The sequence below is a fragment of the Vibrio sp. Vb1980 genome, assembly GCF_033338615.1.
Taxonomy (GTDB): Bacteria; Pseudomonadota; Gammaproteobacteria; order Enterobacterales; family Vibrionaceae; genus Vibrio; species Vibrio alginolyticus.
In genome coordinates this window covers 173,747-186,657 of sequence record NZ_JAWOSZ010000001.1, presented here as the reverse complement: position 1 = coordinate 186,657, position 12,911 = coordinate 173,747, and the positions used below count along the sequence as shown (strand labels likewise).

Below are 12,911 nucleotides of genomic sequence, written 5' to 3'. Positions count from 1 at the left end.
ATGACCAAACTCATCTACAGCGTGTTGTTGTGCCACTTTATCGCTGCGTTTGCCGCGTTAGGTATGCCGCTATTTCTACCCGTCGTGTTGCCAACGTTAGGCGCAAGCATTGATGCGGACTGGGCAGGGGTATTGTTTATCCTACCTACGTTTTGTACTGCGTTGGCAGCGCGATTTTGGGGCAACTTTGCCGATCGCTACGGTCGCCGCCGCTCACTCTTGCGTGCGCAACTTGGCCTTGCAGCAGGGTTTGCGCTGTGCGGCTTGGCAGACAACCTCGCCATGTTTGTGTTTGGTCTTATTGTTCAAGGAACCTTTGGCGGCACCATGGCCGCATCGAACAGCTACTTATCTAGTCAAATTAAAGAAGCCAAAACACTCGGCAAGTCACTCAATAAAACCCAACTATCTGCTCGCTTGGCGCTGATCGTTGCGCCCATTGGGCTCGGCTGGAGCTTGTCCGAAACCAATCCACTCAACGCGTACCTGTGGTTATGCGTTTTGCCTTTAATTGCTATGGGCATCACGCTAACACTGCCAGCGGATAAACCCGCCAACCAAAACCTCGAAAAGCCAAACTCAGAACCTCAGCAAGAAAAACCGGTTGCACAGAAAAACGCAATGCATGCCATTCGTTGGATCTTCTTTGCTCAGTTCGGGTTTGCGTTTTCTATGGTGGTGACCTTTCCTTATTTCTCGCCGTTTGTGCAGCAATATGGCATCACTCACCACGCATGGATCGGTTTTTTGTACGCACTGCCGCATGGCGTCTATCTGTTGCTGGCAGGCAAAATCCACGTGTTGTCAGATGGGTTGAATCGCCATCAACCGCTGCGTACGTTGTGGCTTGGGTTTGCATTGCTTGCCGTGAGCTCTGCCTTGCATTTGATTGCGTCCGAAACCGCACTCATTGCTGCGAGAATTATCTTCGGCATCGCGATGGTGTGTTGCTATCACGGATTGCATCAGCATCTTGCGAGCAATCTGGATCGCAAACTCAGTGGCAAAGTATTTTCTCGCTTTGATGCCATGTCCAAATGGGGTGGCGTGGCAGCGGGATTTTGCGCTTCTTTCATTTCTAGCTTGGGGCTACTTGAGGTTCCTTTCCTACTTTCTGCGATAGTCAGCGTAATCACCTTGATCGCGCTGGTTCTCCACTCAAAATTTGGAAATCAACATGTTACAAACTCAATCCTCTCAGACTAGCGAGTTGCGCGCGCATGAGGTGCAGCTCAACCGTGAGAAAGCCCAACTCAACACGATAATGGGTGTTCTTAATTGTTACTTACGTGAATTTGCGCTACCGAATCAACAAGTGGAATGGCACTACCAATCGACATCGCTACCCCAAACGTTAAAACGCAACTATCCCGCTAAACAGCGGATAGCCGTTCATCTTTCTCAACAAAATGGCGTGTTGGTTTTGCCGATTCACTACGCGAGCAAACTGGGCAAAATCAAATTGGCAGAACTGCCGTGGGCGAAAATGCCGGGATCTGGTTGGGCGAAATTGGATGCCACGCAAACTCTTACGCTTTTGCTTAACTATCTCAAGCAGGTGTTGGCGATCCCATTTAACCATGAGCTGATCGAACAACTGGAAAATAGCGTGCTGGTTACCGAGCAGTTTCTCAACGTCGCGCCCAAATCGCATCACAACGAATTTATCGCTTCGGAACAATCTCTGATTTGGGGGCATACTTTCCATCCGACCCCGAAAAGTCGTTCGGGCGTCACCATGGATGATCTCTTAGCGTTTTCTCCAGAAGTCGGCGCGCAAGTCCCGCTGTACTGGTTTGAAGTGGATACGTCCTTACTTGATGTGCTGAGTTCCGACGGAGAAGCTAACCCTGCTCAGCGCATGCTACAACAGCTCGCGCCACAACACGCCGCCAGCGATGGGAAGACCCTCTACCCTTGCCATCCTTGGGAAAGCTACACCATTTTGAGTAACCCAAGCGTGAAGCGCGCCATTGAACAAGGCAAGATCACACCACTGGGTTTAGGTGGTGAAAAGATGCAGCCGACCTCTTCAGTTCGTACCCTCTACCACCCAGATATGGATTGGTTTGCGAAATTCTCCATCAACGTACGATTAACTAATTGCGTGCGCAAAAACGCGTGGTACGAACTCGACAGCGCCGTGCAGCTCACGTCGATTCTCAAACCGATTCGAGAAAACGAACAGCTGCACAACCCTGTATTTAAAGTGATGACAGAGCCTTACGCCACCACATTAAATCTAGAAAGTGTCGCTGAGCGTAATTGGGATGACAACACCAAAGCGCGCGAATCGTTTGGGATTTTGTATCGCGAAAATTTCTCGCTGAGCGAAGTCGATATCTTAAAACCAACCCTCGCTGGCGCTCTGTTTGCTTACGACAAAAACGGCAACAGTTGCATTGCTCAACGCCTTAAAAACAAAGCGCGTACTACGCAAAATCGCTATTCCGACATCGCGACACTGTGGTTTGAGCGCTATTTGCATTGCCTAATTCCGGGCGTGTTTAATTACTACTTCAAACACGGGGTGGCGTTTGAGCCGCATTTGCAAAACACCTTGATTGGCTTTGAGCAAGAGATGCCGTGTTGTGTTTGGATTCGTGATTTGGAAGGCACTAAATTACTGCCGGAGTTTTGGCCAGCAGAAACATTAACTGATTTGTCTGAACGCGCGCGACAATCGGTTTACTACAGTCGCGAACAAGGTTGGAATCGCATCGGATACTGCACCTTTATCAACAACATCAGCGAAGCGATTTTCTTCATCGCAGAAGGTGATGAGCCACTAGAGCAAACGCTGTGGAATGCGGTGCAAAGTGCCATTGTGCGTTGGCAATCAGTGAATGGGAAACAGCCGGAACTAGAAGCATTGCTGAATGGCGGTCACTTCCCAAGCAAAAATAATTTCACCACACGTTTGATGCAAAAAGCCGATAAGGAGTCGGGCTATACCCAAGTCGCCGCACCTTGGCAACAACACGAAAAAGGAGCGCAACATGCCTAACTCACTCTCTCTACCGACACGCGTTAGCCAACAAGTTCACACGCTCGCACAGCAGCAAAATCAGCCCTTGTGCGCGTACGTGTATGACCTAAACGCCTTAGAAAAACACATCAAACAACTGCGTCACGTTTTGCCGAAAAATGTCGAGCTATTTTACGCAGCCAAAGCCAATCCATCGGGCCCGATTCTCAAAACGCTCGCGCCGTATGTCGATGGTTTTGAAGCGGCATCTGGCGGGGAGTTGGCACACCTCCACCAGCAGCAACTCGATAAGCCATTGATCTTCGGTGGCCCAGGAAAAATGCCAAGTGAATTGCAACAAGCGATTGATCTTGATGTTGATGCAATTCATGTCGAAAGCCTCACCGAGCTGCAACGCATTGGTGCGCTAACCGAGCGCCTCAACCACCGCCCTGCTTCGATCTTTTTGCGTATGAACATTGATATTGGCGACATCACGCTCAGCAAGTTGGCGATGGGCGGCAAGCCGACTCCTTTTGGTTTGGACGAGTCCGAACTGAGTAATGCTTTGATGTTGCTGCGCGATTTCCCGCAAGTGTCACTCAAAGGCTTCCATTTTCACTTGATGTCGCATCAGCTCGATGTTGAACGTCACTTAGCGTTAATGCAGCGCTATTTCCAAGTCGTGAAGGCGTGGCAACAAGAGTTTGAACTCGGTGAGCTGATGATCAACTTGGGTGGAGGCATGGGGATTAACTACCAAAACCCTGAGCAACACTTTCCGTGGATGGAGTTTTGCGACAAGTTGGAATTCCTCATCGCCAAAGAGCAAGTGCAAGACTGGACACTGCGTTTTGAATGCGGACGTTTCATCACGGCAGCATGTGGTTATTACGTGATGGAAGTGCTGGATATTAAGCAAAATCTTGGCGAAAACTTTGTCATCGCGCGCGGGGGGACTCACCATTTCCGCACGCCAGCAGCGCAGAGCCATGATCATCCATTCGTCATCCTGAAAAGCGAGCAACACCATGAGATTTCTCACCCAATTCAGCATGCACAAGCGACCTTTGTCGGCCAGCTTTGTACGCCCAAAGATGTGCTGGCACGCAATCAACACGTCGCCCACGTCGATATTGGTGATTACGTTGTGTTTACCTTAGCGGGCGCGTATGCGTGGAACATCTCCCATCAAAACTTCTTGATGCATGAACCGCCGATCTTCCACTATTTTTAAACGGCATACTTCGCTTCATTCAAGCCCCAATCATTGGGGCTTTTTTATTCCATCTCAGCACAAATTCATTGCCATTAACCGCTTTGCGAAATAGCAATAATGCGTTTTATCAGCTCGTCGGGTTCCATCTTGGGATTGCGGTAAAAACGGAAGATTTCCGAGTTTATCGCTTGCTGAGCAACCGGATTGACCGCCATCGAATCAATCATACTCGGCACAGCGAGGTTGTGTTTAACGCCGTAATGAAAATCTTGATATGACTGGACCTGACACGGATTAAAATCGCTGATGTCGATATCGGTGCGTACCGGAATCGAGCCTTTTACCTTATTGAACTTGGCTTGAAACTCGACGTCTGCCAGCGCGCTTGCGGTTTGCTGAGCAGCCTCGGCAGAAAACGACTTGCTCGACATAAACACCAAGCTGTCCATGTTGTAGAGGAATACACCATCGCTGTCAGGCGTTGGGTAACAGCCGACCTCTTGCGGAACCGAGACTTGATTGGCGAGCAGCTCACCCAAAATCCAATCTCCGCCGATTTGAAACAGTGCTTGACCGTCGGCTAGCGCTTGGGTCGCCGTATCCCACTTACTGTCGGGCAATTGGTTGTCGATCAACAAACTCAGGCGGCGAAATTGCGTCAACGCTTGGCGCAGGGTATCGCTGTCGATGCTGTCTCGCTCAAGTTTAACCATTGCATTGGTGTAGAACTCAACGCCGCCAGTGGAGATCACTAAGTTCTCGAAAAGTTGGGCGACTTGCCACGGCTGCTCACCAACCGCGATCGGTACAATGCCATTTTGCTTAGCAAGCTCCATGGCGGCGAACATCTCTTGCCAGTTTTTCGGCGCGGATAGATTCAGTTGTTTAAGCAGCTTGTGGTTGACCCACAGCCAGTTCAAACGGTGCAGCGTAAGTGGCAGGGCGATATAGCCGTTTTGTGTTTTATTGATTTCGATAGACAGTGGGTAGAGCACCTCGTCCCAGCGCTGCTCATCGGCAACCGCGTTGACGTTGTGCAAAATACCGATGGCGTCCCACGCCTTAATACTTGGCCCTTCGATTTGCGCGAAGCTTGGTGGATTGCCCGCCAGCGCGCGAGCTTGCAGTACCGTCATCGCACTGTCTCCACCACCACCTAACACCGGGCTTTGCAGCAGCTCAATATCGTGCCATTTTAGCTGAGCTTTGAGTGTTTGCAGCGCTTGCTGCTCGCCGTCAGAAGTCCACCAATGTAAAAACTCTACCCCTTGTGGCGACTCAGCGTGAGCGACGCAAGGGGCGAGCAACAGTGGGAACAAGAATGCCAGTTTGTTCATAGTCAGTCTCTCGGGAAAATCAGCGTGGCGCAGAGGCCGCCAAACTGAGAATGGCTCAACAACAAGTTGCCGCCATGAGCCTTTGCAAGGCTCTGTGAAATGGTTAACCCCAGCCCACTGCCTTCTTTATCGTTGCTAGCGCGGAAGTATGGCTGGCAGAGCTTTTCAAGTAATAAATCGTCAACACCGTCACCGTGATCTTCAATTTCAATCTGGATCGACTCTGGGCTTTCACTCAGCGTAATGTCCGCTTGATGGCCGTATTTGAGCGCGTTATAGACCAAATTCTGAATGCAGCGCTTAATCGCTAACGGTTTACCAGCAAAGTGGGTGCGGATTTCGCCGTGGATGCGAATCGTGTCCGGCGCATCGGCGATATTGGAGGAAATGTGCTGAATCAGTTGGGTGAAATTGATCGGCTCGATTTCCTCGTGGATATCGGTCTCTTTAATGCATTGCAATGCGCCTTTGACCATCAAATCTAGGTCGTTACTCAGGCGGATAAAGCGTTCTCGGTCGGCGTCGTCATCCAGCATCTCCGCTCGCAGTTTTAGGCAGGCAATCGGCGTTTTCAGATCGTGGGAGATGGCGCTGAACAACATTTCACGGTCTTTAATATGGCTGTCGATGCGTCGATTCATCTTGTTAAACGCACGTACCGCCGCTTTCAGTTCGTTACTGCCGCGCTCAGAGACTTCGGGCACGTCTAGTCGGCTCGACATCAGGGTTGCGGCTTTTGCCAGCTCTCGAATGGGTTGAATTTCTTTACGAACGATAAACCAGGTACACAACAGCAGCATTAGCGCGGACACCAATAGCGTCAGCCATTGGCGCAGCTCAAAATAGTTGGTCTCTAGGTTGATGTAAGGCGCGGGTAGCACCGCCGCGAGATAAAACCATTCGTTCTGTGCGACTTCGACCTGCATCACCAGAATGGGTGGATTGAGGTCACCAAACGAAAGCGAATAATGCGCCCACAATAGCGGCAGTTCGTCGATAGGTAGCTCGTTGTTGAACACTTTGAGTTTGTCTCGCTGGGTGAACTCCACCTCGATATTAGGAATGCCGCTCAACTCACTTTCTAATACCTCGCGAACTTGGTTGATGACCAACGTTTTGCGTTCGCTCTCCGGCAGCGGGTCGACGTCAATCTGGTGATTGTTGAGTGAGACGAAAAAGCGCGTACCACCCATGTTGCGTAGTTGATTGAGCACCAAGTGGCGATATTCCGAAGGGAGGGTTTGAAAGAAAGCAATGGTGGAAGAAGCGCTCAATGCTAAGCTTTTGACTGTGGTGGTCAGGCCTTCTTTATCGCGTTCGCTGGCGTGTTGATACCAGATAATCCCGGATAATACCTGCGCCAGAATGATCACCAGCAACAAGAACACACTGGTGCGAACGACCAGTGATCCCGTCCAGCGTTTAATTCTCATAATGTACGTCCGTGGTCAGCATGTAGCCTTTGTTGCGCACCGTTAGGATCAGCGAACGGTCTTTATCTTCAAGGTGATGACGCAAGCGGCTGATCTGCACGTCAATGCCGCGTTCAAACGGGTCGGCATCGCGTCCCCAGATCTCGCGCGCAATGTCATCACGAGACAATATTGATTGCGCGTGGTTGACGAATAAACCGAGCAGCGACAAATCCGCGCCACTCAGTTGCTTAACCTCGCGGCTAGCAACGTGGGTCAGTTGCCGGGTTACGGTATCTAACAACCAATCGTCAAAACGCACTTTACGCGTCAGTTTGCTATTGGAGGTCGTTTGGCTGCGTCTCAGAATCGTTTTGATGCGCGCGAGCAGTTCACGCGGACTGAATGATTTGGTGATGTAGTCGTCAGCGCCCATTTCTAGCCCCGCGACTCGGTCGGCTTCTTCAGTGACTGCGGTCAGCATGATGATCGGGATATCGGAGTTTTTGCGCAGTTTCTGGCACAGGGTAAAACCGTCTTCACCGGGCATCATAATATCGAGGATGATTAAATCAGGATGGTGATCGTTGAGCAGTTGCCACATCACGCCGCCGTTTTCCGCACAAAGCACTTCAAACCCTGCACGGCCAAGGTAATCTGACAACGCTTCGCGAAGGTCGAGGTTGTCATCGACGACCAGTATCTGCTTGTTTTCCATCCTACTTTCCCTGTGTCCGTCCCTGAGTTTGGCGCTGGCCAATATGATGCATTCTTAAACGCACATTCACAATCGAGCCGATTACAATTTTCACTTCTCGGTGTAAGAGATTTGTAAGCGGCCACTTACAAACTGATTGCCTTTTGTAACCTTAGGCGCCGCCTTGCTCGCTATGATCATCCTGACCTTACGTGAAACAACATGACCTGAAGGAATCAGGTCCTACAACACTGGCATTCGTCAGGAGGAAACCATGTTTGCAAGTATATTTGGACAACTACAAAAAATAGGGCGGTCGTTGATGCTGCCTGTGGCGGTGTTACCAGTGGCCGGCTTGATGCTGGGTATTGGTAACGCGGGTTTTGCGTTTATTCCAGACGCGGTCAACAAAGTGATGCTCGCCGCCGGTGAGGGCGTGTTCGGCAACATGCAGTTGATGTTTGCGGTCGGTGTAGCGCTCGGGTTATCAAAAGGCAATGACGGTGCGGCTGCGCTCGCAGGCTTAGTTGGCCTAATTATTATGAACGCATCGCTCGGTATTGTGACTGGCCTACGCGGCTTAGAAACTGATGCTACCATCATGGGCGTTGAGACGCTGCAAACCGGGGTGTTTGGCGGCATCTTTATCGGTGCGGTCGCGGCAATCATGTACAACCGCTTCTACAACATCAAACTGCCGGAATATTTGGGCTTCTTCGCGGGTAAGAGATTTGTGCCCATTGTCACCGGTCTATCGGCGATCGTCGTTGGTGCGATTCTCGCGTTTGCATGGCCACCTGTCGGACAACTTCTTGATGCATTCTCTCATTGGGCAGCGTACCAAAACCCTGTACTCGCGTGGGCGGTTTACGGCGCGGGCGAACGTTCACTACTCCCGGTTGGTTTGCACCACATCTGGAATGCGCCGTTCTTCTTTGAAGTCGGCAGCTATGTAGACCCAGAAACCGGCAAAGAGTTTACCGGTGAGCTCACTCGCTTCTTCGCGGGCGATAAAACCGCAGGTTATCTGTCTGGTGGCTTTATGTACTCCATGTGGGCGCTACCAGCAGCGGCATTGGCGATTTACCACTGCGCGTCTCCTGAGCGTAAGAAAATCGTCGGCGGTTTGATGATGTCTGCGGCGTTGACCTCTTGGTTGACTGGTATCACAGAGCCAATCGAATTTACCTTCCTATTCGTCGCGCCAGTGCTGTACGTGATCCATATTTTCCTTACCGGTATTGCGTTTGCGATCACCGCATTTTTGGAAATCAAACACAGTACGGACTTTGCGCACGGCGCGATCCAGTTCTTCCTTTACTACCCAATGTCGACCAACGCGTGGATGTTCATCATCATCGGTCCAATCTGGGCGACGCTGTACTATGGCTTGTTCCGCTTCCTAATTGTGAAGTTGGATCTGAAAACGCCGGGTCGTGAAACCGACATTGCAGAAGTGAAGATTGCCGGACAGCCTGATGAAATTGCGGTGGATGTAGTCGCTGCATTGGGCGGCAAAGCCAATATCAAGTCAGTCGATGCGTGTATCACTCGTCTGCGTGTCTCGGTGAAAGACATTGCCAACGTTGATGTTGCTAAGCTAAAAGCACTTGGCGCGCGAGATGTGTTAGTGATTGGCGACAGTTTACAAGCGATTTTCGGCACGCAGTCTGACTCAATTAAGTCAGAAGTGCACAGCGTACTCGCCACCTCCTGATCTTACCTCCCCCAATCTAGGTAAGATTTGCCAACCTCCTTGTGAGGTTGGCTTTTTCGTTTTCGGAGTAAAAAAAGCGAAGCCAATAACCAGCCCTACTTCGCCGCCGCGTTGGTTAAATTGCCCAGCACGCCGCTGATTTTGTTCAATGCCTCGTCACAGCCTTCAATATGATGGCGCTGCTTTAAATACATAGGATCGTTATAAGCTAACCACGTTTTGCCTTCATCATCTTCATACACCAACACTTTTTGGGGTAAATCGAGCGCCACTTCCTGCGCACAGATCATCAGTGGCGTGCCTACTTTAGGGTTTCCAAACACGATAACTTCGGTTGGTCGCAACGTCATATCGACTTTCGTGGCATTCTCTTGATGGTTAATGCGCGCAAAGACGTTCAACCCTTTTTCTTGCGCGATAGCGACAAATTTATCCGCCGTATTTTTTGCTGAATGCGTGCTCGCAACGGTTACCACACCCTCCCCAGCCAACGTACTCAATGACGCCAACGCCACTACCAACCCCATCATTACTTTTTTCATTTGTCGTCCCTTCCTCTCTCTGAGTAGAAAACTAAATATAGAAAAACCAAGTGTAGGAAAACTATAGAAGTCAGATTCCGCTATGGCGAATTGCACTCTACCCACTCAAGAGTCGACCGTGTAACACGGATTAATTGATTCAGATTAATAAAGCATTAACTAGCCGAGCATCAAAAGCGTGAAATACGTAACATTTGCAGCCTATTTTAGTAAGAAAGAGAAAAGTAGTGACACGCGATCAATTTGAGTTATTAGCACCCGGTGGTGATTTAGATTCCATCAAAGCCGCCATTGCCGCTGGCGCCGATGCAATTTACTGTGGGCTCGACCGCTTCAATGCTCGTAACCGAGCGACCAACCTCACCTTAGATAACTTAAATGGCGTGTTAACGTTAGCCCATCAGCACAGCTGTAAGATTTTCCTAACGTTGAATGTGCTGATTTTAGAAAGTGAAATTCCAGCGATTGTTCGCTTACTCAGCCAACTGAACACCACCAAAATCGATGGCGTGATCGTGCAAGATCTCGGTCTGGCCTACATTCTCAAACATCACTTTCCCGATTTGGATGTGCACGCTTCAACACAACTGAACACGCATAACGAAGGCCAGATCCTCTTTCTCAACCAGCTCACCGCAAGCCGAGTAAACTTATCTCGCGAACTTAACATCGATGAAATAAAACATCTGGCGCAATTTGGTCGCGAGCACAACGTAATGATGGAAGTGTTTGTCCACGGCTCATACTGCATCGGATTCTCCGGAATTTGCTATATCAGTTCCGCTCGCAATGGTGCATCAGGTAACCGTGGACGTTGCAGTCAACCTTGTCGCGAACAGTACGAAACGACCAAAACGGGCAACAACTACCCACTCAATATGAGAGACAACTCCGCCTTTGGGGACTTGGAAGCGCTTGCCGATGCTGGCGTGTATTCTTTAAAAGTAGAAGGGCGAATCAAGAAATCGCACTACGTCTATGCCGTGGTCGACAATTGGCGTCAGCAAATCGATCGCATGTGCGAGGGTTTGGAACTCTCTGAAGACACCACAGAGTTATACACGGTGTTCAACCGTGATTTCTCCAACGCATTTTTGCAAGGTGATTTCGGCAAGGCGATGTACATCGACAACCCGCGCGACCACGCTGTAAAACATTTTTCGAAGGTTTATCAATGCCAGTCTGCTGATGATGTGCAAGCGGTGAAAAAGAAACTCTACGACGACAAAACCGCGATCATTGAGAAAGTGGCAGAGCAAACTAAGTCGTTCTATGTCGCTTCGAAACAAGTATCCGGCAGCAGCTTGAAAGGGGCGATTGATGTGCCAACTCTGCCAGCGTTACCTCAACCAGAAACTCGCCAAAGTGCGCCAAAATTATCGGTTCTGATCTCGTCAGCACAAGAAGCTATGCTGTGCGAATACCACGACGTTGATGTTTACTATCAATTGCCAATGGGATTGTCTGGCGAACTGAGCGCGATGATTGAGTTATTCCAAGCCAATCCAATGCTCAAACCATGGCTCCCGGCCATTTTGATTGGCGAAGACTACCACGCCGCGCGCGTATTTTTGGAAACCATCCAACCTGAGTTGTTGATCACCAACAACTCAGGCGTCGGCATGATCGCAAAAGAGCTCGGCTTAGGCTGGGTGGCAGGCCCACAAATGAACACGGTGAACTCATACGCGTTTAAATGCCTTCAAGACGAGTTCGCGGCAAGTGGCGCGTTTGTTTCTAACGAGCTGAATATGAAGCAGATGCGTCACATAAAGCGTCCGAAAAACATGCGCAGCTTCTACAGCATTTATCATCCAAATACCCTACTCACGAGCCGCCAATGTTTGTTCCAACAAACCGAAGGATGCCGTAAGGTGAAGGTCAACAAAGGTTGTTTGAAACGCTGTGATAAACGCACGTCTATCATCAACTTAAAAGACAATCCTTACGTGGTACAAAAACAAAAAGGCAGCCACAATTCAATCTACAGCGAGCACAACGTCTTAAACCTGCAAGTGCTGCACGATCTGCCGCAATTGTTTACCGATGTGTTGATCGATCTGCGTGATATCCAGACAGAAACGAAAGTCTCAGCAAGCAAACCTGAGTTGATTGACGCGTTCTTAGCTCTACTTGAAGATCACAGTGAACAAGCCGTCCAAACGCTGAATGACATGATTCAACCAACAGCCAACGCGCAGTATTTGAAGGGGTTGTAGGCGGTACTTGAAAGTTAAACAACGCATCCACTCTCAACATATCTTGAACACACACAGTGCACTGACTACAATAGCGCACTTTTTACGGAATTTAGGTCACACAAAATGACAGATACAGCTAAACCAGCTCTACCAGATCGCCTAGCGGGTAACCCACGTAGCCCATTCTTCATCAAAGAATGCTTCGAGCACCAAATCGGTATTCGTATCAACGGCCAAGAGCGTACTGACGTAGAAGAATACTGCATCAGCGAAGGTTGGGTAAAAATTGCTTCTCCTAAAGCAAAAGACCGTTTCGGTAACCCAATGCTAATCAAGCTTAAAGGCGAAGTTGAAGCGTACTACGTGTAAGCTGACCACGCTTAATATCTTTGAAAGCTCGAGTCTGACTCGGGCTTTTTTAATGCCTGTCATATCCCTTCCTCATTTAATCTCTTCCCTCTTATTTTCAGTACAAAGTAGGGTCTGTTTATCTTTCGAGATTAAGTTTTGTTCGAGGTAAAATCGTTTTAGGCGAGGCAAGGAGTGTGTAGCCTAGCATCCTAAGTAAATACTCCTTAACAAGGCATAGAACGATTTTAGCCGAACCCTTTGGGCAGCGTTTGTTGGTCATTTCTCCTGCGTTATCAGCTTTTTCATGTAGGCTAACTACACATCAAAGCTTCTGCCTTGCACAAATACCCAACAATTCGCTGCAAAAATCAGCTCGAAAGGTCAACAGACCTTAAACTCGATGTAAATCGCTGTTTTTATCTAATTGTTGTCTAAAGTTTCTAGAGAACTAACTGCAATAGCCATTG

10 protein-coding genes are annotated in these 12,911 nt (G+C 49.4%); 6 read left to right on the top strand and 4 right to left on the bottom strand.

What is annotated here, in order from left to right:
* From R7F64_RS00885 to R7F64_RS00875, 3 genes are read left to right on the top strand one after another with little or no spacing between them, the layout of a single operon-like run.
* Complete coding sequence (locus tag R7F64_RS00885; RefSeq protein WP_213969240.1) at positions 1-1,206, top strand: MFS transporter; 1,206 nt, start codon at positions 1-3, stop codon at positions 1,204-1,206.
* Positions 1,178-3,007: an IucA/IucC family protein gene (locus R7F64_RS00880; RefSeq protein ID WP_318071375.1), complete on the top strand. Its 1,830-nt coding sequence runs from the start codon at positions 1,178-1,180 to the stop codon at positions 3,005-3,007. Before R7F64_RS00885 ends, R7F64_RS00880 begins: the two co-directional genes overlap by 29 nt.
* Complete coding sequence (locus tag R7F64_RS00875) at positions 3,000-4,205, top strand: type III PLP-dependent enzyme (RefSeq protein ID WP_193273225.1); 1,206 nt, start codon at positions 3,000-3,002, stop codon at positions 4,203-4,205. The genes R7F64_RS00880 and R7F64_RS00875 overlap by 8 nt, the downstream gene beginning before the upstream one ends.
* Before the next feature lie 74 nt (positions 4,206-4,279).
* On the opposite strand, the gene R7F64_RS00870 is transcribed toward R7F64_RS00875, so the two are convergent.
* The 3 genes from R7F64_RS00870 to R7F64_RS00860 are packed head-to-tail and all read right to left on the bottom strand — an operon-like array spanning position 4,280 to position 7,654.
* Entirely contained in the window at positions 4,280-5,524 is a 1,245-nt protein-coding gene (locus R7F64_RS00870) for an ABC transporter substrate-binding protein (RefSeq protein WP_182038144.1), read from the bottom strand.
* Positions 5,525-5,526: 2 nt separating this feature from the next.
* A complete protein-coding gene (locus tag R7F64_RS00865) occupies positions 5,527-6,957 on the bottom strand; it encodes a HAMP domain-containing sensor histidine kinase (protein ID WP_318071374.1) in 1,431 nt (476 codons plus the stop codon).
* Positions 6,947-7,654 carry a response regulator gene (locus tag R7F64_RS00860; protein WP_025631180.1) on the bottom strand — a complete coding sequence of 236 codons (708 nt, stop codon included), beginning with the start codon at positions 7,652-7,654 and terminating at the stop codon, positions 6,947-6,949. The genes R7F64_RS00865 and R7F64_RS00860 overlap by 11 nt, the downstream gene beginning before the upstream one ends.
* Positions 7,655-7,907: 253 nt before the next feature.
* Here R7F64_RS00860 and ptsG point away from each other — a divergent pair, with 253 nt between their 5' ends.
* Positions 7,908-9,350, top strand: a complete 1,443-nt coding sequence (gene ptsG / locus R7F64_RS00855) for a glucose-specific PTS transporter subunit IIBC (protein WP_025500127.1) — start codon at positions 7,908-7,910, stop codon at positions 9,348-9,350.
* 95 nt (positions 9,351-9,445) lie between these two features.
* Here the strand turns inward: ptsG and R7F64_RS00850 are convergent, their stop codons facing one another.
* Positions 9,446-9,892: a DUF302 domain-containing protein gene (locus R7F64_RS00850; protein ID WP_318071373.1), complete on the bottom strand. Its 447-nt coding sequence runs from the start codon at positions 9,890-9,892 to the stop codon at positions 9,446-9,448.
* Between the two features lie 227 nt (positions 9,893-10,119).
* On the opposite strand from R7F64_RS00850, the gene R7F64_RS00845 reads away from it, so the two are divergent.
* Together R7F64_RS00845 and R7F64_RS00840 are read left to right on the top strand one after the other, a co-directional pair.
* Positions 10,120-12,111 (top strand): U32 family peptidase, encoded by a 1,992-nt coding sequence (locus R7F64_RS00845; protein ID WP_318071372.1) that lies wholly within the window; start codon positions 10,120-10,122, stop codon positions 12,109-12,111.
* A 105-nt stretch (positions 12,112-12,216) separates the two neighbouring features.
* A complete protein-coding gene (locus tag R7F64_RS00840) occupies positions 12,217-12,462 on the top strand; it encodes a DUF3297 family protein (RefSeq protein WP_005374689.1) in 246 nt (81 codons plus the stop codon).
* Positions 12,463-12,911 lie beyond the last annotated feature (449 nt).